The sequence below is a fragment of the Pseudoalteromonas sp. NZS37 genome (assembly GCF_015864265.1).
Classification (GTDB): Bacteria; Pseudomonadota; Gammaproteobacteria; order Enterobacterales; family Alteromonadaceae; genus Pseudoalteromonas; species Pseudoalteromonas arctica.
The window spans coordinates 449551-473100 of the sequence record NZ_JADYXL010000004.1 but is presented as its reverse complement, the minus strand read 5'-3'; the positions used below and the strand labels follow the sequence as shown (position 1 = coordinate 473100).

The 23550-nt window shown below is 39.6% G+C and carries 19 protein-coding genes; 4 read left to right on the top strand and 15 right to left on the bottom strand.

The genetic code is table 11. The annotated features are described in order from the left end of the window. Positions 1 to 92 precede the first annotated feature (92 nt). On the top strand, positions 93 to 1955 hold the full coding sequence (dxs, locus tag I6F47_RS10450; RefSeq protein ID WP_007587116.1) for a 1-deoxy-D-xylulose-5-phosphate synthase: 1863 nt from the start codon (positions 93 to 95) through the stop codon (positions 1953 to 1955). A 73-nt stretch (positions 1956 to 2028) separates the two neighbouring features. Here the strand turns inward: dxs and I6F47_RS10445 are convergent, their stop codons facing one another. The 14 genes from I6F47_RS10445 to I6F47_RS10380 all read right to left on the bottom strand — a co-directional run bounded on the left by I6F47_RS10445 (position 2029) and on the right by I6F47_RS10380 (position 18360). Beyond that, positions 2029 to 5115: a ligand-binding sensor domain-containing diguanylate cyclase gene (locus tag I6F47_RS10445; protein WP_007587118.1), complete on the bottom strand. Its 3087-nt coding sequence runs from the start codon at positions 5113 to 5115 to the stop codon at positions 2029 to 2031. A 38-nt stretch (positions 5116 to 5153) separates the two neighbouring features. Beyond that, positions 5154 to 5639, bottom strand: a complete 486-nt coding sequence (locus I6F47_RS10440; RefSeq protein WP_007587120.1) for a phosphatidylglycerophosphatase A family protein — start codon at positions 5637 to 5639, stop codon at positions 5154 to 5156. Beyond that, positions 5636 to 6610: a thiamine-phosphate kinase gene (gene thiL, locus I6F47_RS10435; protein ID WP_007587128.1), complete on the bottom strand. Its 975-nt coding sequence runs from the start codon at positions 6608 to 6610 to the stop codon at positions 5636 to 5638. Before thiL ends, I6F47_RS10440 begins: the two co-directional genes overlap by 4 nt. Before the next feature lie 46 nt (positions 6611 to 6656). Then, entirely contained in the window at positions 6657 to 7067 is a 411-nt protein-coding gene (gene nusB / locus I6F47_RS10430; RefSeq protein ID WP_007587129.1) for a transcription antitermination factor NusB, read from the bottom strand. A gap of 15 nt (positions 7068 to 7082) precedes the next feature. Further along, positions 7083 to 7547 carry a 6,7-dimethyl-8-ribityllumazine synthase gene (gene ribH, locus I6F47_RS10425; protein WP_007587130.1) on the bottom strand — a complete coding sequence of 155 codons (465 nt, stop codon included), beginning with the start codon at positions 7545 to 7547 and terminating at the stop codon, positions 7083 to 7085. A gap of 100 nt (positions 7548 to 7647) precedes the next feature. Beyond that, a complete protein-coding gene (gene ribBA / locus I6F47_RS10420; protein ID WP_010554580.1) occupies positions 7648 to 8760 on the bottom strand; it encodes a bifunctional 3,4-dihydroxy-2-butanone-4-phosphate synthase/GTP cyclohydrolase II in 1113 nt (370 codons plus the stop codon). Positions 8761 to 8789: 29 nt separating this feature from the next. Then, on the bottom strand, positions 8790 to 9443 hold the full coding sequence (locus I6F47_RS10415; RefSeq protein ID WP_007587137.1) for a riboflavin synthase: 654 nt from the start codon (positions 9441 to 9443) through the stop codon (positions 8790 to 8792). Positions 9444 to 9470: 27 nt separating this feature from the next. Then, positions 9471 to 10595, bottom strand: a complete 1125-nt coding sequence (gene ribD, locus I6F47_RS10410; protein ID WP_197183792.1) for a bifunctional diaminohydroxyphosphoribosylaminopyrimidine deaminase/5-amino-6-(5-phosphoribosylamino)uracil reductase RibD — start codon at positions 10593 to 10595, stop codon at positions 9471 to 9473. Between the two features lie 166 nt (positions 10596 to 10761). After that, a complete protein-coding gene (gene nrdR, locus I6F47_RS10405) occupies positions 10762 to 11211 on the bottom strand; it encodes a transcriptional regulator NrdR (RefSeq protein WP_002961761.1) in 450 nt (149 codons plus the stop codon). A 368-nt stretch (positions 11212 to 11579) separates the two neighbouring features. Continuing rightward, a complete protein-coding gene (gene glyA, locus I6F47_RS10400; RefSeq protein WP_024593690.1) occupies positions 11580 to 12836 on the bottom strand; it encodes a serine hydroxymethyltransferase in 1257 nt (418 codons plus the stop codon). A gap of 269 nt (positions 12837 to 13105) precedes the next feature. Beyond that, positions 13106 to 14389 (bottom strand): threonine synthase, encoded by a 1284-nt coding sequence (gene thrC, locus I6F47_RS10395; RefSeq protein ID WP_197183791.1) that lies wholly within the window; start codon positions 14387 to 14389, stop codon positions 13106 to 13108. An 11-nt stretch (positions 14390 to 14400) separates the two neighbouring features. After that, positions 14401 to 15336, bottom strand: coding sequence for a homoserine kinase (gene thrB, locus I6F47_RS10390; protein ID WP_165736261.1), 936 nt, complete (start codon positions 15334 to 15336; stop codon positions 14401 to 14403). Positions 15337 to 15345: 9 nt separating this feature from the next. Continuing rightward, positions 15346 to 17763 (bottom strand): bifunctional aspartate kinase/homoserine dehydrogenase I, encoded by a 2418-nt coding sequence (gene thrA / locus I6F47_RS10385; protein ID WP_197183790.1) that lies wholly within the window; start codon positions 17761 to 17763, stop codon positions 15346 to 15348. A gap of 228 nt (positions 17764 to 17991) precedes the next feature. Further along, positions 17992 to 18360, bottom strand: a complete 369-nt coding sequence (locus I6F47_RS10380) for a response regulator (RefSeq protein WP_007587152.1) — start codon at positions 18358 to 18360, stop codon at positions 17992 to 17994. A gap of 366 nt (positions 18361 to 18726) precedes the next feature. Here I6F47_RS10380 and I6F47_RS10375 point away from each other — a divergent pair, with 366 nt between their 5' ends. Continuing rightward, positions 18727 to 20496: a sensor histidine kinase gene (locus tag I6F47_RS10375; protein WP_024593692.1), complete on the top strand. Its 1770-nt coding sequence runs from the start codon at positions 18727 to 18729 to the stop codon at positions 20494 to 20496. 415 nt (positions 20497 to 20911) lie between these two features. Then, on the top strand, positions 20912 to 21829 hold the full coding sequence (rdgC, locus tag I6F47_RS10370; protein WP_007587156.1) for a recombination-associated protein RdgC: 918 nt from the start codon (positions 20912 to 20914) through the stop codon (positions 21827 to 21829). A 521-nt stretch (positions 21830 to 22350) separates the two neighbouring features. On the opposite strand, the gene I6F47_RS10365 is transcribed toward rdgC, so the two are convergent. Further along, positions 22351 to 22587 carry a YgjV family protein gene (locus tag I6F47_RS10365; protein WP_002962663.1) on the bottom strand — a complete coding sequence of 79 codons (237 nt, stop codon included), beginning with the start codon at positions 22585 to 22587 and terminating at the stop codon, positions 22351 to 22353. A gap of 288 nt (positions 22588 to 22875) precedes the next feature. On the opposite strand from I6F47_RS10365, the gene I6F47_RS10360 reads away from it, so the two are divergent. Next, the gene (locus I6F47_RS10360) at positions 22876 to 23532 is read left to right on the top strand and encodes a Crp/Fnr family transcriptional regulator (RefSeq protein WP_002962665.1); all 657 of its coding nucleotides are present in this window, start codon (positions 22876 to 22878) and stop codon (positions 23530 to 23532) included. The last annotated feature ends 18 nt before the right edge of the window (positions 23533 to 23550 follow it).

Sequence of the window (23550 nt, the reverse complement as noted above, 5' to 3'; positions counted from 1 at the left end):
GTATTGCAATTAGCACTGACATTATTACTCAACATTAATTATTCGTAAAAGCTTTGAATTAATTAATGTTAGCGAAGGATATATATAAAACCATGACACTTGATAGTAGCAAGTATCCATTACTTAATTTGGTTGACGAGCCAGCCCAATTGCGTGACTTAGCGCAAGACAAACTCCCTGCATTTAGCAATGAGCTGCGCGATTATTTACTCAACTCAGTATCGCAAAGTAGCGGTCATCTAGCGTCTGGTTTAGGGACGGTTGAACTAACCGTTGCCCTGCATTATGTTTATAACACTCCAGACGATCGCCTAGTTTGGGATGTGGGTCATCAAGCTTATCCGCATAAAATTCTTACTGGTCGTCGCGAGCAAATGCACACCATTCGCCAAAAAGACGGTTTGCACCCTTTTCCTTTTCGCGATGAAAGCCAATACGATACGTTTAGCGTAGGCCATTCAAGCACCTCTATTTCAGCTGCCTTAGGTATGTCTATTGCCGCACAAAAAGAAGGTAAAGGTCGAAAGTCTGTAGCCATTATTGGTGACGGAGCTATAACCGCAGGCATGGCATTTGAAGCGATGAATCATTTAGGTGATGTAAAATCAGACATGCTTATTATTTTAAATGATAACGAAATGTCGATTTCTGAAAATGTTGGCGCATTAACAAATCACTTTGCTCGAATTTTATCAGGTAGCTTTTATACTAACATTCGTGAAGGTAGTAAAAAGTTACTCTCAGGTGTGCCTCCTGTAAAACAACTTGCTAGTAAAATGGAAGAACATATAAAAGGTATGATGATTCCAGGGACATTTTTTGAAGAATTAGGCCTAAATTACATTGGTCCCATTGATGGTCACGATGTAAACATGCTTGTAGATACATTACGTAATATGCGTAATTTAAAAGGCCCACAGCTTTTACATATAAAAACCCAAAAAGGTAAGGGCTACAAACCGGCTGAAGCCGATCCTATTGGCTATCATGGTGTACCAAAATTCGATCCGAGCACAACTAGCCTACCTAAATCTAAACCTAGTGCTGCTACTTTTTCAAAAGTATTCGGCGATTGGTTATGTGATATGGCCGAACAAGACAGTAAGTTAATGGCTATCACGCCTGCAATGCGCGAAGGTTCAGGCATGGTACGTTTTTCTAAAGAGCATCCAGATCAATACTTTGATGTAGCTATTGCTGAGCAGCATGCCGTTACTTTAGCCGCTGGCTTTGCCTGTGAAGGTTTAAAACCTGTTGTTGCTATTTACTCAAGCTTTTTACAACGTGCGTATGACCAATTAATACATGATGTTGCACTGCAAAACTTACCTGTATTATTTGCCATTGACCGCGCTGGTATTGTTGGAGCCGATGGTGAAACTCACCAAGGTGCGTACGATTTAAGCTTTATGCGCTGCATTCCAAATATGGTAATTATGGCACCAAGCGATACCAACGAATGCCGCCAAATGCTATACACCGGTTATAAAGCAAACTGCCCTGTTGCAGTTCGTTATCCTCGAGGTAGTGCAGGTACTGCAGACATTGAAAGCACTATGCAACTGCTTGAAATAGGTAAGGCAGATACAATTAAGAAAGGCAGTAAAATTGCCATTTTATCGTTCGGTACATTACTTGAAAATGCACAGCTTGCTGCAGATGAATTAGATGCAACGCTTGTTAATATGCGTTTTATTAAACCACTTGATACCGCACTTTTAAATGAGCTTGCAACTAGCCACGATGTAATTGTTACGCTTGAAGATAATGCGATTGCTGGCGGTGCCGGCTCTGCAGTTAACGAATTCTTAGCAACGCAAAAAGCTGATATTAATATCCTTAACTTAGGTATTCCTGATGAGTTTATTAAACACGGCACCCAAGATGAAATGCACGATGAAATGGGATTAGGCGAGCAAGGAATATTAACCGCTATTAAAGCGTTTATTAATTAACTTCCTATACATCTAAAGTTGAGCATATTAAAAAAGGAGCCTAGGCTCCTTTTTTAATATCAAATATTGCTGATCAGCGCATCCACACTTTAATATCAGCTAGGCCATTGCTTTGTAAAATACCTAATTGTTGATCAACGTTAGAATTTTGTTCAAACTCAAATGCATCAAGCTGATCATCAAACGTAATATTTGCAACACCATCACCACCGCGCTTTTTAACTTGGTGTAGTGAAATATCTGCTAGGTTAATAGATGTCTCCCAGCTAATTACCTGCCCACCCAAAAGTGGTAATGGATAAAATGACCAACCAATTGATGCCGTGATATTAGTTGTTTTTCCATTTGGTAATTGGAATGAATTAGCCGCTATTACTTTACAAAGATCTGAAGCATAGCTGTCTATTTTATTGCATTTAAAATCACGTAATAATAGTAAAAACTCATCACCACTCCAACGTGCCACATAGTCAGAACCCTGCGTACGCGAATTTAATAATGCAGCCATTTGCTGTAAGCAGCTATCACCTGCAATTGGGCCATAGGCATCATTAATACGGCTGAAGTTATCAAAGTTAATAATTACCAGCACCAGTGACTTGCCTTGTGCCTGCAGCGATTGTGAATTACGTTGAAAGTGTTCAATATCTTTAGGGAGTTGATCAAACAAAAAGCGACGACTACGCAGCCCTGTTAGCTCATCTGAGTGACTAACTAATTTAAGCTGTGAATTCACTTGGCCTAATTTATCATTAGCTTGACGAAGCTCTAAGGTACGCTCGGTGATCAAGCCCTCTAATGCTTCTTGTTTTCTACGCTCTTGCGCTCTAAATACCCAAAAAATAAGGTAGAAAAGCAAAATAAAACCACTGGTAATTAAAAGCCTAAAGTAAATAGTTTCGTCAAAGCGCTCAGGCACTACAAAGCCGTATTCTACTTCTTGCGCTTTAGTCCAGTCTTCACCTTGGCGCTTCGCTTCTAACTGAAACAAAAACGAGCCTGGAGGCAAGTTAGTATAAATAGCTTCACGTCGCGTATTAGCATAGCGCCAGTCACTATCTAAGCCACTTAGTTTATATCTAAATTCAATACTGTTTGGTGCATAGTAATCAATAGCTGTGTAAGTTAGCGTTATATCACGCTCGTCTGTTTCTAATGATGGTTTTTTACCAAGCGCAGCGGTGGTTAAATGACGAAGTGGTGTTGTTATTGTTTCTATTGTTGGCTTTAATGCAAGCACACCAAATAGCTCTACATTTTTAGGTATTTCAACAACACCTTGTAAGCTTGGGTACCAAATAGAATTGCCGGTGTCTGCTACCGCATCATGCCCAAGCCCACTACAACATTGATTCGCTTTACCATCGAGTTGACGGTCAAAAGATGAAATCACTTCTTCAACTTTTAAGCTTTTTATCTCTGTTTTAAATTGCTCTACAGGCATTCTGTAAACACCTTTCATGGTGCTTACCCAAACATGTTTTAACTTTTCATCATATTCTAGGCTAAATATAGACCCATACGGTAAACCATTAGCGGCATCGAGTTGACGCCACTGCCCTTGCGTACTTCTGTAAAAAAGCCCATCGTTAAGAGAGCCGATTAAAATACCCACGCCATCTATATGTAGCACGCTAGTTACGTATGCACTTTCAAGTGTTGTTTGGTCACCAATTTTTTCAATGCCACGGTCTGTAAAGTAATATGCGCCTTTACTAGTACCAATCACACCAAAGTTTGTTTTATCCAATACGTAGGTAATAAACTTACTACCTAAAAAAGCGTTATATGCAAAAGGCGTTAAACCAGCATAATTTAATCGATATAAACCGCGTCCGGTACCAATCCAAAAACCGCCTTTACTAGAGCGACTTATTGCAAATACCGGGTTATCGCGAAGCGCTCGACCAGGGACGGTATAGAGTGTCTTGTTTTCAAAAACAAATAAGCCGCGCCCCGTGGCTATATATAATCGTTCACCATCGAATTGTAGATCGTGTACTGACGCGTATCCATATTTACTACTTGGAACTAAATTAATAAAACTTTTATCTAAATCGAAATAACCAATGCCGCTTTTGTTAGCAACCCACAGTTTTCCATCTGGAGCTTGGCTGATAGCCATAACAGACTCGGTCATATCTGAAACAGCTGAATGCCTTTCTACTCGCCCTTCATGGGCAAGCCATAAGCCTTCACTAAAACTTGCTAACCAAACGTTATTTTTATCATCTCTAAAAATATCAGCAAACCATATGCTTTGATCAAGTTGGCTTGGTTCTACCCATTGCCACTCACCGGTTTTATCTCTAAATAATAAACGTCCATAAGTCGAAACCCATAAGCCACCATCGGTATCACTCATAAACTTATAAACGGCTGAGTTATTTGCATTAGGTAAAGGAAAAGGTCTTAGTTCGTCATCTAAATCTAAAAAGTATGCACCTAGCTCAGAGGCTATATACAAATTACCGTTTAAGAATGATAAATCGTGCACTATGGTTTGCGCTAAGCGCTCTGGTAACGATATTTTAGCGGTAAGCTCTAAACGTAGTTTAGAGAAATCTGATGAGTTTTTAGTAAGGCGTAATAAATGACGATCATTAACCAGCCAAATACCTTCAGGAGAGAGTGCCATTTGGCTAACAGAGCCAACAATTTGGGTAATTACGGTAGCATTAACAATAGGTAGGGGACCATTTACTTGAGTGCGTAAATCAACTTGCCCTCTATCTACATAGTATAAACCATTAGCCGCAATCCATATGCTGCCTTTAGAATCCTCAAGAATATCTCTTACTGGACCTTTAATATTAAACTCTTGTGCTGCAAATGTGGCTGGATTAATAACTACCAAGCCACTTTTAGTACCTACCCATAATAAGCCACTAGAATCGACTAAAAGTTTATTAATACCATTACTAGGCAAGAACGGGCTATTTTGCGTGTTGTAGTTTGTAAATGTTGTGCCATCAAAACGGCTTAAGCCAAACTGAGTACCCAACCACATATAGCCTTGCTGGTCTTGTACTACGCTTTTAAGTGATTGCGAAGGTAGACCATCTTTTATATTCCATTGCTTAACTACGTAATCACTAATTGAAGCCCAACTTGGTGTCGCGCACAACATCAGTACACAAACCAGTAAAAATCGCATCATATTGCTGCCACCTAGTTAAACAAATCAAATATAAAAAATTAAAAGGGTAGTAAACCCACTTTTATTAGCGCCTGTAAGCATATAAGCGAAAAAACGCCCGCAAGTATATCATCGGCCATAATACCTAAACCACCATGTACTCGTTTGTCTAGCATACGGATTGGGCCAGGTTTTGCTATATCAAAAAAGCGAAATAACAAAAAACCAACGAGTAATGTTTGCCAGCTAAGTGCTGCACCAATCATTGTAATGTAATAGCCTGCCACTTCATCCCATACAATAGCAGGATGGTCGTGCACGCCTAAATCATCAGCCGTTTTACCGCAGGCCCATATACCAAATATACTGATCACTACGGCAAACACAATTTGCAACCATAGCGGATAATACATAGTCATAAAAATGAATGGCAGTGCAGCAAAAGTGCCAAATGTACCAGGTGCTTTAGGGGCTAACCCAGTACCAAAACCCAAACCAAAAAACTGATGTGGGCGCTTTAAATTAAACTTTCGGTTTTTGTTCAAACCAGCTCCTTTGCAAAATGCTCAAAACCTTGCTGCTTAAAATCAAACTTTTCACCGTTGTGTAAAAGTTCAATTTGACCATCGCCACTTTTAATTTGGCCTATGCATGTTGCATCTACACCATATTGACGCAGTTTTATATCTAGCATACTTTTATTGCTATCAGGTACAGTAAAAATTAATTCGTAATCATCACCGTAACTTAGAATAAATGGCAGCTGCTGATTAAAATCAAGGCTTGCTTGCATTGCATCTGAAGTCGGAATACTTTCAATATTCACAACTGCATTTACTTGCGACATATCAAGTATATGACTCAAATCAGCGATTAAACCGTCCGATACATCAATAGCCGATGATGCAAGGCCTCGCAATACCTGTCCTGCAGCAACACGCGGTGTTGGAAAGTCAAAGCGCTTATTTAAGTACTTTAAATGCTCTGGCTCAATACTTATACCTTGTTTGCGAGACTCAATTGCAAGTCCAGCGTCACCTAGCGGACCTGTAACATAAATCCAATCACCCACTTTCGCACCACTACGGCGAAGTGCAGTACCTTCTGGTACAGTCCCTTTTGCACAAATAGTGATAGTTAATGGGCCCTGAGTAGTATCGCCACCTATAATTTGCACATTAAAGTATTCTGCAATTTCATGCATGCCTTCAGTAAACTCTTCAATCCACTGTGGGTCAATACTTGGCAAGGTTAACGCAACTGAAACCCATGTTGGCTCAGCGCCCATTGCCGCTAAGTCACTTAAATTAACAGCAAGCGCTCTGTGACCTAATGCACGAGGGGAAATATCATCAAAAAAGTGTACGCCAGCAACAAGAGTATCTGTTGTAACGGCAAGTTGGCAGTTTTGTGGAACGGTTACTAAAGCGCAATCATCCCCTATACCTAGGTTTACATCACGACGGGTGATCCCGCGACCTTTAAAGTAGCGGTTAATTAATTCAAATTCCTTCATACACAAAAAAGCCGGCCTATGCCGGCTCCCCTCTTTAACGGTTTACTTACTTGCGTAAATGCTTAACAGCTTTATCAAGTACACCGTTTACAAATTTATGGCTGTCTTCAGCGCCAAATATTTTGGCCAGCTCAATACCTTCGTTGATAGCAACTTTATAAGGTACATCTTCACGGAACTTAAGCTCATAGCTGCTTAAACGTAAAATTGCGCGCTCAACCATATCTAAGTCATTAAACGGACGTGTTAAATGTGGTGATACAGCTTCGTCTAGTTGCTTATAATTTACAGCAACACCCGTCGCTAAATCTTTAAAGTATTCAACATCAATTTTAGTAACGTCTGTTTCGATCAACATTTGTTGTTCGATATCGGCAATTAAATTGCCACTTATTTGCCAAGAATAAACGGCTTGGAGTGCTAAGATACGTGCTTTACGTCTTGCTGCTGGTTTCACAAAAATTCCTTAAACTTAAATTTTATCTAACACATTAACCATTTCAAGCGCGCCTAAAGCAGCTTCGCCGCCTTTATTGCCCATTTTGGTGCCAGCACGCTCAATTGCTTGTTCAATGCTTTCTGTGGTTAATACGCCAAATGCAACCGGGATATCATACTCAAGTGATACTTGCGCAAGACCTTTGTTTGATTCGCCAGCAACTAGGTCAAAGTGTGGTGTACCACCTCTGATCACTACGCCTAATGCGATGATTGCATCATACTCTTTTTTTGCCGCAACGCGTTTAGCCGCTAAAGGTAATTCTACCGCGCCTGGTACATAAATAACGGTAATGTCGTCATCAGATACGCCACCAGTGCGTTTTAGCTCATCAACAGCACCTGCAAGGAGACTGCTACCGATAAAGTCATTAAAACGAGAAATGACAATGGCAAACTTTTTGCCAGGAGCGTACTTACTACCTTCAATAATTTTCATTTGATAACCCTAAAAATAAGTTCAAGCGGTTGCGATTGCGCAAAAATTGCTGCGCATCATACCATAAAAATAAAATAATAGCCTAGTTTAAGCGTGATGCTTATTGTGGCTCAACATAATCAACAACTTCTAAATGAAAGCCCGAAAGTGCATGGTACTTTTTAGGGCGACTCATTAATCGCATTTGTTTAATTCCAAGATCTGCAAGTATTTGCGAGCCTACGCCAACAGTACGAGATGTACCTTTGAATTTACGAGGCGTAACGCTTTCGCCAGCATCAGCTGCTGCGAATGCTTTTACAGTTGCCTCTAATTCTTCAGTGCTTTCTTGCTTACCTAAAATAACTAAAGCACCTTCATTTTTAGCGATATAAGCCATTGCTTCTGAAAGGCCCCAACTACGGTCAGCACTTCTGTCTGAAAGTAGGATATCGTTAAAAGTACTTTGCAAATGTACACGTACATTTGTCGGTTCTTGCTCTTTTATATCGCCTTTAAGCAATACGTAATGTAATTGGCCGTCAATTGTGTCTTTGTAAGTAACTAAATCAAATTCACCGTGAATAGTTGGTAACTTACATTTTGCAACTTGCTCAATTGTTGTTTCATTTAAGTTACGGTATTCGATTAAATCAGCAATAGTACCAATTTTAATATCATGCTCTTTCGCAAAAACTTCTAAATCAGGGCGACGCGCCATGGTGCCATCCGCATTAAGTATTTCAACAATAACAGATGATGCTTCAAGCCCAGCTAAACGCGCTAAATCACAGCCAGCTTCAGTATGTCCTGCGCGAGTTAATACGCCGCCAGGTTGTGCCATAATTGGAAAAATATGACCAGGCTGCACGATATCACTTGGTACTGCGCCTTTAGCTATAGCCGCTTGCACTGTACGCGCTCTATCTGCTGCTGAAATACCTGTAGTAACACCCTTTGATGCTTCTATCGACATTGTAAAGTTAGTCGAAAATGCAGCACCATTATTTTTAACCATTAACGGTAAATCAAGTTGCTCACAACGCTCTTGCGTCATAGTTAAACAAATTAAACCACGGCCATGAGTCGCCATAAAATTAATCGCTTGTGCACTAATATGCTCTGCGGCAATAATTAAATCGCCTTCATTCTCTCTATCTTCATCATCCATTAAAATAACCATTTTACCGGCTTTAATATCGTCGATGATTTCTTGTGCGCTGTGTAAATTCATAAATTTGCTCGTATAAGTTATCAGTTTCGTTATTTAATAAAACCCGCTTTAGCGAGTAAGCTCATCGAAATATCAGAGCCCGTTGGTTGCTCTGCACCTTTTATAAGGCGCTCTAAATAACGTGCAATTTGATCGACTTCTAAATTAACTTGAGTGCCTACTTTAAAGTGAGCAATTGTGGTTTGCTCACTCGTATGTGGGACAATTGTTAATTTGAATTTATTACCTTCTACAGCGTTTACTGTCAGGCTTATACCATCAATACATACCGAACCTTTGTACGGGATGTATTTCATTAAATTTTCTTCGGTTGTAAGCCAATATTCTGTTGCTCGAGCGTTTGCTGTAATGCTTGTAATAGTTGCTATGCCATCAACATGGCCAGATACTAAATGACCGCCTAAACGCGAAACCGGTTGCATGGCTTTTTCAAGATTCACCGTTTGCCCTAAAGCATAGTGAGCAAAACCGGTTAAACCAATCGTCTCGTTAGATAAATCAGCACTAAAACCGTCAATATGTTTATCAACTACGGTTAAGCAAACGCCATTGGTTGCAATGCTGTCGCCTAGCTTTACGTCTTCCATATCAAGGTCAGCACTTTGGATACGAATGGCTAAGTCGCCTTGTTTTTTTTGTAATAAAGCAATTTTGCCTGTGGCTTCTATTATCCCAGTAAACATAGCGCTACTCTTTTTTATTAAGTGATTTTAATGAGTTTTTAACGCGGTGATACGTAAATCGTCACCAATGCGCGCACATTCATTAAATGTTAAATCAACGGTGTTTTGCATACTCGTCAATTCAGGAAAATTAACTAAACTTTTTGCATCATGGCCCATTAATTTAGGCGCCAAATAAAAAACAAACTCGTCAACTAAATCAAGCTCTGTCATTTTACCAGCAAGTGTTGCTCCGCTCTCAAGCCAAACATTATTAAAATGCAGTTGCCCAAGCTTTTCTAAAACAGCCTGTAAATCAACTTTGCCGTTACTTTCACTTACTTCAATATGCTTTACAAAATGCGGCCATTGCAGTGATTTATCAACCTTAGTCGTAAATATTATTACATCACTTTGGATTTTAAATAAAGCAAGGTTGGGCGTTAAACGATTCTGTGAGTCAATTATAACACGCACGGGCTGGCGAAGCGGTAAATCGGTAGGTAGCGTGCAAGGCAACTCGCTTAGTCGCACATCAAGTTTAGCATCGTCTACTAACACGGTATCGGCACCGGTTAAAATAGCGCAGCTTTGCGCTCGGTATAATTGTACGTCTTGGCGAGCAGCGGGACTTGTGATCCACTTACTTTGCCCATTTTTAAGCGCTGTTTTACCATCTATGCTTGCTGCCATTTTACAGGTCACATAAGGTAAGCCTTGTTCCATTCGCTTAAAAAAGCCAACGTTAAGTGCGCGAGCTTGTGATTCAAGTAATCCATAAGCAACTTCAATACCGGCATCGCTCAGTATTTTAAGGCCTTTGCCTGCAACTTGTGGGTTTGTATCAACCATAGCGGCAATTACTTTTACAACGCCCGCCTTTTTTAAGCCTTCAGCACACGGTGGCGTACGCCCATAATGACTACACGGTTCAAGCGTTACATAAGCCGTTGCACCTTGTGCACTACTACCAGCTATTGCCAGTGCATTTACTTCAGCATGGCCTTGACCTGCTAATTGATGAAAACCCTCACCAATTATTTGATTATTTTTAACTAATACACAGCCAACATTAGGGTTAGGCGTGGTAGTAAACCGACCTTTTTTGGCAAGCTCTATGGCGCGTGCCATATACATTTCGTCATGTTCGGTAAAAGGAACTTGGTTAAGCATTTATTATACCAATTGCGTTAAATAAGTGGTCTATTATAGCGCTAAGAAAATAGCGCAATAACAAGGCGAAAATTATGACATATAGTTGTTCTATATGAATAATTTTTAACGCAGTGAGTGCGCTATTTAATGCGATAGAATGATCATGTTTTTAATAAAATTGGTATTACTCCCCTAAGCGGGCAATTTCTTCGCCAAATTCGCGTATATCTTCAAACGAGCGATAAACAGAGGCAAATCTTACGTACGCTACTTTATCGAGCTTTTTGAGGGCTTCCATAATGCATTCACCCACCAAATGGCTTGAAATTTCTCGCTCACCCGTTGCGCGTAGTTGCGATTTTATTATATTCACCACTTCGTCTACTTGCTCTGTGCTCACTGGGCGTTTTTCGAGTGCGCGATTTAAGCCATTTAATAATTTATCTTCGTTAAATGGTTCGCGGCTGCCGTCTTGTTTAATAACACGAGGCATAACCAGTTCAGCGCCTTCAAATGTAGTAAAGCGCTCGTGGCAGTCGTTACACTCACGACGCCTGCGAACTTGATGGCCTCCGCCAACAAGGCGTGAGTCAATAACTTTAGTATCTTTTGCGGTACAAAATGGACAATGCATAGCTCGGTACTTCCGTTTTAAAACAAAAAAGACCGCTAAATAGCGGTCTTTTATCTTAGCAAAAAAATAGGGCCTGTTGACCTTTCAGGATTAAATTTGTTCTATCTAGGGGTGATTTAATCGCGGCTCGAGATTTGTAACCTAGTGGGCTAAGTAAAAATCGAGCAACAAAGAGTAAATCGCCCCTAGAACGAACCCGAGGGCAGTGCATGTTTGGCATTTATGCTGCGTTATCGCCTATTTGTGTGGAGTAACCACACTACATAGACTCTGCCTTGCTTAAAAGCCAAACATACTACTGCAAATTAAACCTCGAAAGATAAACAGGCCCCTAGCTTATGTGCTCTAAATTACTGCCGCTTATGCAATTAAGCGTAAACAGGTAATTTTGCACAAATTGCTTTTACTTTTTCTTTAACTTGCGCCTGTACAGATTCATCAGTGATGTTATCTAGTACGTCACAAATCCAGCCAGCAAGCTCTTTTGATTCTACTTCAGTAAAACCACGGCGAGTAATTGCAGGAGAACCAATACGCAAACCAGATGTTACAAATGGTGAGCGTGGATCGTTCGGTACTGAGTTTTTATTAACTGTGATGTTAGCGTTGCCTAGGGCTGCGTCTGCATCTTTACCAGTGATATCTTTATCGATTAAATCAAGTAAAAATAAGTGGTTTTCAGTTTTGTCAGATACGATTTTGTAGCCGCGCTCTTGCATTACAGCAACCATTGCCTTTGCGTTTTTAACAACTTGTGTTTGGTATACTTTAAACTCTGGTTGAAGTGCTTCTTTAAATGCCACTGCTTTTGCTGCAATAACATGACATAAAGGACCGCCTTGGCCACCAGGGAAAACAGCGCTGTTAAGCTTTTTGTAGATTGCTTCGTCGCCACATGCAGAAATAATCAAACCACCACGAGGGCCTGCAAGTGTTTTATGCGTAGTTGTAGTTACAACGTGTGCATGAGGAACAGGGCTTGGGTAAACGCCTGCCGCAATTAAACCCGCAACGTGAGCCATATCAACAAACAGATAAGCACCGATTTTGTCAGCAATTTCACGGAATTTAGCCCAATCAACAATACCAGAGTACGCTGAGAAACCACCAATAATCATTTTTGGCTTGTGCTCAAGTGCTAGTGCTTCAACTTGTGCGTAATCAATTTCGCCCGTTGCTTCATCTAGTCCGTATTGGATTGCATTGTAAAGCTTACCAGAGAAGCTTACGTGAGAACCGTGAGTTAAGTGACCACCATGAGCTAAGCTCATACCTAATACAGTATCGCCAGCGTCTAATAATGCTAGAAAAACAGCAGCATTAGCTTGCGAACCAGCATGTGGCTGCACGTTAGCGTAGTCAGAACCAAATAATTCGTTAGCACGGTCAATTGCTAATTGCTCAACAACATCTACATGCTCACAACCGCCATAATAACGTTTGCCTGGGTAACCTTCTGCGTATTTGTTTGTAAGCTGTGAACCCTGCGCTTCTAGTACGCGTGGGCTACAGTAGTTTTCTGAAGCGATTAGTTCGATATGCTCTTCTTGGCGAGCAGTTTCTTTGGTTATCGCGTCAAATAACTCTGGATCAAAATCCGAAATATTCATGCTACGTTCTAACATTGGGGTCTCCTAGGGCAACGTGTATGGTGTTTTTTAGAGGCTTTATTGTACGCTTTAAACGACTCTTTGCCTACGCTCTTAAGTTGAGGATATTTAAACAGGGATTGAAACTATTTCACAGCTCTTTTAAGATGATATTTTTTTATAAAGCCATAATAATTTTAAATGAATTATATTTACTACATTTAATTAGTAAATATAACTAAGTGTATTCATCCGTATAAAGTTATAAAAAAAGCGGCTCAAGCCGCTTTTCCTTTTAATTTAACTTAGCCTAATTTAGCGAGCATTTCGGTACGTAACTCGTCGTAATCGGCGTTCATATCGCTTGCTAGGCATGGTTTTGCTAGTGCATCAGCAAGTGGTTTTGGCATACCTAATTCAATATTTAGAATACCCTCTACGCTTTCTTTAAACTTAGCAGGATGAGCTGTCGCTAAAAAGATACCCGCTGCACCAGGTGCACGATTTTCAACAAGACCTTGGTAAGCAATAGCAGTATGAGGCTCCGCAACATAGCCAGTTTGTTGAATTTTTTTCATCACGGCTTGCGTGTCTTGCTCGTTTACGCTAGTTGAATAAAAATTATCGTAGCTAAACCAGTTATTATCTAACATTGTTTGTACACGCGGCCAATTGTTTGGCTTACTTACATCCATCGCATTTGAAAGCGACTCAAGCGTTGCTTTTGGCGTCCAGTTTTTATCAAGCATAAAGCGCGGCACAGTATCGTTTTGGTTTGTTGTTGCACTTAATTTGCCAACAGGTAAACCAATAACCGCACCAATCATTGCGGCGCACACATTACCAAAATTACCACTTGGCACTGATATATGCGCTGTTGCGCGCTTTTCTTTTGGTAGCTGTGCAATGGCTTCAAAGTAGTAACAAACCTGAGCAACTAAACGGCTAATATTAATTGAATTAGCTGAGTTAAGCCCAAGTGTTGATTTAACTTCTTCATCTAAAAAGGCATTTTTAACTAGCTCTTGGCAATCATCAAAGCTGCCCTCAACTGCATAACAATGAATATTGTTACCTAGCGTAGTAAATAGCTTTTGCTGAGCAAGTGAAATTTTGCCTTTAGGGTATAAAATAACAACATCGATATTTGGTTTATTGTAAAAAGCATGCGCTACAGCTGCACCGGTATCGCCCGATGTTGCTGTTAAAATAGTTACTTTCTCGTCTTTATTAAACTGCGTTAAACACTCTGCCATAAAGCGACCACCAAAGTCTTTAAACGCAAGTGTAGGACCATGAAACAGCTCTAAACAGTATGTGTTCTCTTCAACTTCCACCAGCTTAACTGGAAAGTTAAATGCATTTTTAACCATTTGTGCCACAGTATCGCTTGGTAGCTCATCACCAATTAGGTGCGATAATATTTTGCCGCTGCGCGTAACAAAGTCCATATCAAGCAATGCATCAACATCAGACAATGGGGCCAGTGATTCTGGGAAAAATACACCTTGGTTACGACCCAAACCTGTTTTTACGGCTTCAACGAACGACACTTTTTGTGAGCTATCTTTTAAATTATGTAATTGCATGACTAACTATCCTATAAAACTGTTAATTGACGCGTGCCGTCGTTATCTAATTTACAAATGTGGCAAAAGCCTTGCTCGTTAATGTAATTGGTTTCTAACCACTGCGCGCATTGCTGTGCAGCTTCAAGTGTTTTACATACGCTAAACAAGGTGGGCCCTGCGCCCGAAATACTGACTATTTCAGCGCCCAGTGCTGGCAAGCTTGCTTTGGCTTCACTAAAGCCTTTAATGAGCGGTGCGCGGTAAGGTTCTGCTATTTCATCTTTCATTATGCTTAGCGCATCGTCAAAACGGCTAGTTAACAGTAAGCTACTAAATGCCGACAAACGCTGAGCAAATTCAACACTTGCATGCATGCTCAACTCTTTTGGTAAAACCGAGCGCGCTTTTGCAGTGTTGAGTGAAAAACCAGGAAACGCAGCAACGTAGTACCAACTTTTATCAACAGGCAGTGCAATCGATTTATCAGGGATTAAATCACCGGTTAATTGCAAACCACCTAAATAACATGGCGTAATGTTGTCGTAATGGCGACCACCGCTTACCACAGCCTCAAAGTCAGCCATAAGCTCAATAAGCTCAACCTGACTTAAATTAGTTTTTGCAAACTTATCAAGGGCAGCAAAGGTAGCCACGACCGAACATGCACTAGAGCCAAGCCCTGAGCCAATTGGTAAGTTCTTTTTAAGCTCGAGCTTTACGCTTGGCATAGTAGGCGCAACATGCGCTCTAAAATGCACTAAACACTGGTACGCTAAATTTTCATTAGCATCACTGGGTAACTTATGAGCGTATTCGCCAGTGCAAATAAACTCATCGCTTGGTGCGGCGCTTACAACGGCTACATCACCTAACAAACTGCCATCAATTGGCGCAAGCGCTGCGCCAAGGGCATCAAAGCCCACTGCAAAATTACCAATAGACGCCGGAGCATATACTTCAATCATAACGAGCTCCTAGCGCGACAACGTTTTTAAAATATCAGCAAATACACCCGCGGCTGTTACTTCCGAGCCGGCGCCATAACCACGAATTACAAACGGACGTGGCTGGTAGTATTGGCTTAAAATAGCCAGTGCGTTTTCACCATCACGAATGACACTAAGCGCATGCTTTGCATCTACCGCTTCAATACCTACTTTACAGTGGCCTTCTTTAATTGTGCCTACATAGCGAAGTACCCTACCCTCGCTCGCAGCGCTTTTGATACGGTCGTTAAAATCAGCATCTAAGCTTGGTAGTTTTGCCATAAACTCATCAACGCTATCACCTTGTGCAAAACCTGGTGGTAATACTGACTCAACTTCAATATCGCTTAGCTCTAATTTCATACCGGCTTCGCGAGCGATGATCAATAACTTACGTGCGACATCGGTACCCGATAAATCATCACGAGGATCTGGCTCAGTAAAGCCACTTTCTTTGGCTTTAATAGTTGCCTCAGAAAGTGATAAACCATCTTGAAGTGCGCCAAACATATACGAAAGTGAACCTGATAAAATACCGCTAAACTCTAATAACTCATCACCGGCACCAAATAATGACTGTAAGTTGTCGATTACTGGTAAGCCTGCACCAACGTTTGTTTCGTATAAAAATTTACGATTATTTTTTTGTGTTGCTGCAATTAAATCTTGGTAATACGTGTATGAGCTTGTTGTTGCTTTTTTATTGGCAGCAACCACATGAAAACCTGCATTTAAAAAGTCTACATACTGCGCAGCAAGTGCATCCGACGACGTACAATCAACAAGCACAGGGTTTACTAAATGATTTTGCTTAACAAACTGCTCTACTAGTTTTAAATCAAACGCCTGCTCGGATGAGGCCAATTTTTGCTGCCAATCACCAAAAGCTATACCTTCACTATCAAGGTGTAATTGACGAGAGTTAGCAACACCATACAAGTTGAGTTTAATATTACGCTTTTCAAGCCACGCTTGTTGACGTTCAAGCTGATTAATAAGCTCTTGCCCTACTAAGCCACAACCTAGTAAAAACACATCAATTGACGGCACATGCGTGAAAAAGTTTTCATGGCATATTTTTACGGCGTCGTTACAAAGTTCGCCATCAATTACTGCTGAAATAGCACTTTCTGTAGAATCCTGTGCAATTGCCACTATATTTACTTGCGCTTGTGCAAGCGATGCAAAAAACTTAGCCGCTAAGCCACGGTGCGCGCGCATGTTATCGCCCACTAAAGTAACAATGGCTAAATTGCGCTGCACTTGTACAGGCTCAATAAGCCCTGCTTGTAATTCAAGTTCAAATGCAGTTTGTAGCGCATCAAGTGCAAGTGCTAGGTCTGTTTCGTGTACACAAAAGCTAATGCTGAATTCGCATGATGACTGCGTGATCAATACAATTGATACGTTATCGTGAGCAAGCGCGTTAAATACCTTAGACGCCATACCTACTTTGCCTTTCATGCCTGGCCCTGAGACAGTTAGCATTGCAAGGTCTTGTAGGCTCGAAAGCGCTTTTACTGGCTCATCTGATGAATAATCGTTACCAATTAATGAGCCTTGTGCGTCTGGGTTATGCGTATTTTTAATTTCGCACGGCACGCCTGCTTTAGCACACGGTAAAATTGTTTTAGGGTGAAGTACTTTTGCACCAAAATAAGAAAGCTCCATCGCTTCTTTATAAGATAAAAAATCTACTTTAGTCGCTTTTTTAATATAACGAGGATCAGCACTGTATACACCATCAACGTCAGTCCAAATTTGGCAAATCTCAGCTTCTAAACAAGCCGCAGCAATGGCTGCTGAGTAATCTGAGCCATTACGGCCAAGCGTTGTAAGCTCACCTTTGTCATTACTCGCTGTAAAACCAGGCATGATATAGATAGTTGCAGGACTTTCTTTAAGCACAGCTTGAAAGCGCGCTTTACTTGTTACTAAATCAGCCTCGGCGTCGATATAACCGCCAGTTGAAGCGATACAGCTTGTTGCTTCTAAGTATCTTGCATCGTGCGAATTCAATAAAGCCTGCATTAAAGAAACACTAACGCGCTCTCCAAAGCTAATTACAAATGCGCGAACTTGATCGGGGCAACATTGTATAAGTGATACGCCATCTAGTTTATTTTTAAGTTCCCTTAAGTTTGGCCAACTTGTAACTACTACACCACTTTTTTCAACGTCAGCTTTCAAACCTTCACAGCGGCTAACTAATGCTTGCCATTGCTGCGAAAAGTCAGAGCCTTGTTCTGCTGCACTTGCAAGTGCAACTAGCGAATCGGTCATTCCACCTGGAGCAGAAAGTACCAAAAGCATTTCATCTTTTAATTGTGCTTTAACTAGCTGAGCTACCTGTTGTAAGCATGCATAGTCGGCAAGCGAAGACCCACCAAATTTTAAAACTCGCATTGTTTATGTTCCTCATCCCATAAAACGAAAAAAGGCCTGTGTTCTAAGTGAACACAGGCCTTTAAATTTGTTGCACCGACCTATGCCACTATCCAGTAAGAATGATGGTTGTAATAATAATGGTCAGTACGCGATTAATTGTTTTCATATGTTAAGACTGCCTTAACAAAGGCTATGCTGTCAACCCTAAATTAAAAGATAAAACAGCCTTTTTTAACATGAAAAAACCTAATGAATGCCAAATTTATGCAATATTTCGTTTAAGTTAGATTTATTGATAGGTTTATCGATAAAGTCTATTGCGCCAAGTTGTGCGACTCGTTGCTTCATTTTTTCTTGTATATCGGCAGAAATAACTAAAACAAAGCACTCTATTTTTTCTGTTTTTATAGTCTCGAGTACTTGTATACCATCAACTTCGGGCATGGTGAGATCTAAGCACAATAAATCAAAACTTTGTGCTCGTAAAAGTTCTAGAGCGTGCGCTCCATTTGTAGCTTGTTGTATTTGAGCGTCTATACATTCATTTAAACACCGCACGACTTGTTTACGGGCAACTGCAGAATCGTCACAGACTAATATCGAAAATTTCATCATGTTTACTACTACACAACCATCAAAGTTATTAAAAGGTTATTAAACTAATGCCTTCCATTGCATTTTAGACACTTTAACACGCCTCAAAGCACTCAGCGCATTAATAATTTAATACAATGATAAATATAGAATAAATCCGTTTAAGATATAATTAACCAAAGCAAATACTAATTAAGCCTACAATACATAACAGATAACGAATTTATTAATTTATACCTTGGTTTAAATACTTTGATACTACACGCTCACTTTTTGGATTTATCTTATTAAATTTTAACTTTTTTATTTATTTTTAGAGGTTTATTGACTAACTTTTAAATTACTATCGTAACGTTACAAAAATAATAAAGGATGAACAAGTCACTCATGTTACAAAAAAGTCTTTCTAAGAAGCTACTGACTAGCGTTTTATCCGTCTATTTTTTGCTTACCTTTGTAGTGACCTGTGGACAAGTGCTTGCTGAATACGTCAATACTAAAGACTATATTCGCGATGAACTTAGTACCTTACAAAAAACCTTTAGTCGCAGCTTAACACGTGCAATTTGGGAGCTTAATACCAAGCAAACAATTACAACAGCAGAAGGTTTACTCGCCATCCCCATGATTGAAGGGATTATTGTTCGAGACGACAGCGGCGAAATTATTTCACAGCTAGGGCGCTCTCTTGATATACACAAGCTATATAACCAACAGTTAGTACAAGAAGAGGTTATTTTAGAAGACGCAAAATCGGGTTTATTTGGTTATACCTTTCCACTTATTTTTGAATTTTCAGGTCGTGCTACTCAAGTTGGTGACGTTACCTTATTTTCAAGTCGAGAAGTTGTTTTTAGCCGCATTATGGTATCAATCTACTTTTTGATTGGTAATGCGATGATTAAAACCACCTTTTTGATCATCTTATTTTTAATGGCATTTAGAAAACTTCTTACAGACCCTTTAGCAGAACTCACTGAGCAACTAGAAAATTTAGAACTAGACGAGCTAGAAGGTCAACATATAGAAATAGAAACAGAAGAACATAATGAACTAAAAGTGATGGAGCAGTCATTTAACAAACTAATAGATAAAGTGGTTCAGTATAGAAAAGAGCTTGAACACACCCAAAAAGAACTCATTATAAGTAACGAAAAGCTTGATCAACACAACATACAACTTGAACAAGACGTAGCCCGTAAAACATCCAACTTAAGCCAAGCAATGATGGATTTACAGCAGCAAAAATACGAACTCGAAAAGCAAAAAATTGTCCTCACCGAAGAAGTAGACTTACGCCGCAGCACAGAGCTAGAGTTAATTACAAAGCAAACTGAATCTCAGCGCTATATAGAAGAGTTAAGCCTTGCACAGGAACGTTTACTAGGCACAGAAAAAATGGCTGCGCTAGGCGGACTTGTAGCAGGTATTACACACGATATAAACACCCCTATTGGGATAGGTGTAACGGCAATATCATTTTTACAAGAACGCTTAAATAAACTCGAAAATGCCTATACCGAAAAAACACTTTCGCCAAAAGCGCTAGAAGAATTCATTAACGAAGCAAAACAAAGCACAAGCTTACTAACCACTAACTTAGATAGAGCTTCGGAGCTTATAGCTAGCTTTAAACAAATAGCGGTCGATCAAGCCAGTGAAGCAGTAAGAACCATTAACTTTAAAGATTACACTAACGAAGTAATACGCTCACTGCACCCAAAACTAAAAAAGACATCCCATACTATAAAATTAGAATGTCCTGATGATTTAGTTTTAAATCTACCTGCTGGGGCTATAAGCCAAATTTTTACTAACCTAATTATGAACTCACTTATTCATGGCTTTGAAGGTAAAAGCAACGGTGTAATGGATATTAAAATAAGCGCTGATGACACCAACTTAACTATTGATTACAAAGATGACGGTAACGGTGTTACTAACGAGCAATTAAAAAAATTATTTGACCCATTTTTTACTACCAAACGCGATGAAGGCGGTAGCGGATTAGGCACCCATATAATGCTTAATTTGGTCAAGCAAACCCTTAGTGGCTCTATTGATGCAACGAGTGAACCGGGCAAAGGTCTGCGTTACTATATTCAATTTCCGAAGAACATGGCTAAGCCACTGCCTATTTTTGATAAATATGAATAAATAAAAGTATATGCATTAAATTATTAGGGCGTGTTGTTCTTTGGTGGTTGAATTTACAGCAACATGTTTGATTTTTAGGCAAGACAGAGCCTATGTAGTGTGGTTATTCCCCATAAATAGGCGACAACGCAGCATAAATACCAAACATGCGCTGCCCTTTGGGTTCTTTCTAGGGACGATTAACTCTTTGTTGCCTACATGGATGTAGGTAAGGGGCGTGAGCAGGACGCGGAAGCTTTGCTCGGTTTTTACTTAGCCCACTAGGTTACAAATCTCGCGCCGCGATTTAATCTTCCTTGGATTGAACAAATTTCAATCCATAAAGTTCAACACGCCCTAGTAACAAATCAGTCATTTCGAGATGCTGTTTTTATTGCTATGATTGTACAAATTTTTCAAATGGATCAATTCCCCTATGTGGTTTAGTAACCTTATTTGTTACCGCTTTAAGCAAGACGTTTCATATACTCAAGAAGACTTTGATAAAGCATTAGAGCAAGATTTATTTCGCCCATGTACTGGTCAAGAGCTTGCAACATTTGGTTGGACAAAAGCGTTTGGAAAACATGGCGATACGCTATCACATTTTTCTCAAAAAAGTATTCTAGTTTGCGCTAAACGCGAAGAAAAAGTACTCCCTGCTTCTGTTATTAATGAACTAGTTGCTGAGAAAGTTGATCTGATAGAAGCTGAAGAAAACCGCCCAGTTAAAAAGAAAGAAAAAGACGAATTAAAAGAAAACATTCTTCATACTCTTCTACCTCAAGCATTTAAAAAGTCGAGCTTACAATTTGCCTTTATTGACCAAGAAAACGGTTGGGTTGTTGTAAATAGTGGCAGCTTTAATAAAGCAGAAGAGCTACTAGCACTACTTCGTAAATCGTTAGGAACGCTTCCGGTTGTACCTGCGTTTGCTAACTACGACCTAGATGTATTTTTAACTGATTGGTTAACTAACTTTAGTACACCAGAAGGTTTTGCTATTGGCTCAGACGCTGAACTTGAAGAAGCAGACGACAGCGGCGCACAAGTAAAGCTTAAAGGTCATGATCTATCGTGTGATGAAGTTAAATCGCATTTAGAGAGTGGTAAACGCGTAACTAAACTTGCACTTGATTGGCAAGAGCGTCTTAAGTTTATGCTGCAAAACGATGGCTCTATCAAACGTTTAAGCTACTCTGAAACTCTAAAAGAAGAAAACGCAGATATTCCTAAAGAAGATATGGCTTTAAAACTTGATGCTGACTTTATTTTAGCTTCTGAAGAAATAAAGCAATTACTTGAAGAGCTAACTGCAGGTTTAGGTGACGTTGAAGATTTAGAAAAAGCGTAAATACCATAGTGCCTACACCTGCATAAATATTTAAGCAATTTAATGAATTAAATAGCATATGTAAGTAGGTTGGTATAACAGATAAAAATCCGATAGCAGTTTACTGCTATCGGATTTTTTTATGAAACTTAGAAGCACTTATTTATATATTTATTAACCGCGAACAGAGTTTATACCAATCTGCTTATATACGGGGTCTATTTAACGTTGAGAAAATTACGCTAGAACTAGGCAAAAATTTTTGTATCTAGTTGTTCTAAATAAAAAATTTTTAACGACGTTATAGTGCAATTTAATTCGTTAAATTGATCAAAGATTTATGCAGGTTGGTATTAGCTAACGATCGACGTATTAAAACCTAAGGTAATCATCTTTTAAGTAGGAGATTACAGCATGGTTCAGAGGTAAGTTATGTAGAGTGATATGAGATTATCTATATACGCTTCAAGCTGGACTGCACAAAAGCTGAAGTTTTTGATTTTAATTAAAACCATTAACTTACTTTGTGCAGATAACTTATTTTAGCTTTTAGCGTCTTCAACTTTAGGTTGGCGATATATTTTTATAATGTGGTATAAATTTACAAGCGACAATAAGCCGTTGGTAAAAATAACAGGCACTGCGCCAATGGCAACACCGTAAGCAGTAAATACAATACAACCAAACATGTTGTACCAACGTAGTTTTACTACATCTGTCATTGTTAACGATGCAACCAATAAAGCTGATGCAATATAACCTAAATATTCCCAACTCAATTGTTCTCTCCTAGCCTTTAGGTTAGCATTACATGTACTGCTATCTTATGGCACTTGTAAGTATTGCAAAGTTACAACAAAATAAAAAAGCTAACCTGCTTAAAAAACCTGAAAAAGTTTGCCGGAAAATACCAGCAAATTCTTAAATCATTACACGGGAAATGAAGGTAAAATAATACTCTTAGCAAAGCTAATAATATTAGTAGCAAGTTAGCGTAAATTCTTAGTGTCTTAATGCTATCGTCATTAAGATGTAATAAATAGGACAAATGTCCGAAGAGCACATTGATGTTTCAATACCATTTTTCTAGTTACCTTGTTGATCAGCTTTTAACCTTTGCCGGTAGCAGCTATCAACAATCAAAAAAAGAAGTTCTGATCCATCAAGATCAGCCTTTAAGCAAGCTTGTGCTTGTACGCAGTGGCACTGTGTCGTTTAGTTACGACGTAGGTAATGGACGACGCCTGCTGTTAGGACAATTGGATTGTAACAACACCCTTATTGGTGAAATAGAAGCGCTAAATAATAATCCGTGTATATATACGGTAACGTGCTTTAGCGATGTCACTTATAACCTTATTGAATTAAGGCATTGGCGTGCTCTACTGCTTGAAAAACCAGAACTAAGCTTATACACAGCACAAACTATTGCGGCTAAGTTTCAGGAAAACCAAAAAATCAATTTAGATAAGTTATTACTACCACTTAGCTATAACATAGCTAAAGATTGCTTACTAAGGGCCGAGAACAACAACCCTACGCTACTTAGAGCCTACCCAACTGTAAATGCTGAAGCCGAACGTTTTGCTACCACTGAGCGAGCTTACAGACGTGTTGTTACAGAACTCGTAGAAAAAGGCTTGGTACTTAGAAGTAACGATGGCTTGCAAGCAGTCGATATACCAAAACTAAGTGAATACGTAGATAGCTTTGCTCAGCTTTAAAATAAAAAAAGGCCTTAA

Excerpts from the sequence above, each read along its gene's own strand:
- dxs (WP_007587116.1), top strand. The coding sequence starts at position 93 with ATGACACTTGATAGTAGCAAGTATCCATTACTTAATTTGGTTGACGAG.
- I6F47_RS10445 (WP_007587118.1), bottom strand. The coding sequence starts at position 5,115 with ATGATGCGATTTTTACTGGTTTGTGTACTGATGTTGTGCGCGACACCA.
- thiL (WP_007587128.1), bottom strand. The coding sequence starts at position 6,610 with ATGAAGGAATTTGAATTAATTAACCGCTACTTTAAAGGTCGCGGGATC.
- ribH (WP_007587130.1), bottom strand. The coding sequence starts at position 7,547 with ATGAAAATTATTGAAGGTAGTAAGTACGCTCCTGGCAAAAAGTTTGCC.
- ribBA (WP_010554580.1), bottom strand. The coding sequence starts at position 8,760 with ATGAATTTACACAGCGCACAAGAAATCATCGACGATATTAAAGCCGGT.
- I6F47_RS10415 (WP_007587137.1), bottom strand. The coding sequence starts at position 9,443 with ATGTTTACTGGGATAATAGAAGCCACAGGCAAAATTGCTTTATTACAA.
- ribD (WP_197183792.1), bottom strand. The coding sequence starts at position 10,595 with ATGCTTAACCAAGTTCCTTTTACCGAACATGACGAAATGTATATGGCA.
- nrdR (WP_002961761.1), bottom strand. The coding sequence starts at position 11,211 with ATGCATTGTCCATTTTGTACCGCAAAAGATACTAAAGTTATTGACTCA.
- glyA (WP_024593690.1), bottom strand. The coding sequence starts at position 12,836 with ATGTTAGAACGTAGCATGAATATTTCGGATTTTGATCCAGAGTTATTT.
- thrC (WP_197183791.1), bottom strand. The coding sequence starts at position 14,389 with ATGCAATTACATAATTTAAAAGATAGCTCACAAAAAGTGTCGTTCGTT.
- thrB (WP_165736261.1), bottom strand. The coding sequence starts at position 15,336 with ATGATTGAAGTATATGCTCCGGCGTCTATTGGTAATTTTGCAGTGGGC.
- thrA (WP_197183790.1), bottom strand. The coding sequence starts at position 17,763 with ATGCGAGTTTTAAAATTTGGTGGGTCTTCGCTTGCCGACTATGCATGC.
- I6F47_RS10380 (WP_007587152.1), bottom strand. The coding sequence starts at position 18,360 with ATGATGAAATTTTCGATATTAGTCTGTGACGATTCTGCAGTTGCCCGT.
- I6F47_RS10375 (WP_024593692.1), top strand. The coding sequence starts at position 18,727 with ATGTTACAAAAAAGTCTTTCTAAGAAGCTACTGACTAGCGTTTTATCC.
- rdgC (WP_007587156.1), top strand. The coding sequence starts at position 20,912 with ATGTGGTTTAGTAACCTTATTTGTTACCGCTTTAAGCAAGACGTTTCA.
- I6F47_RS10360 (WP_002962665.1), top strand. The coding sequence starts at position 22,876 with ATGTTTCAATACCATTTTTCTAGTTACCTTGTTGATCAGCTTTTAACC.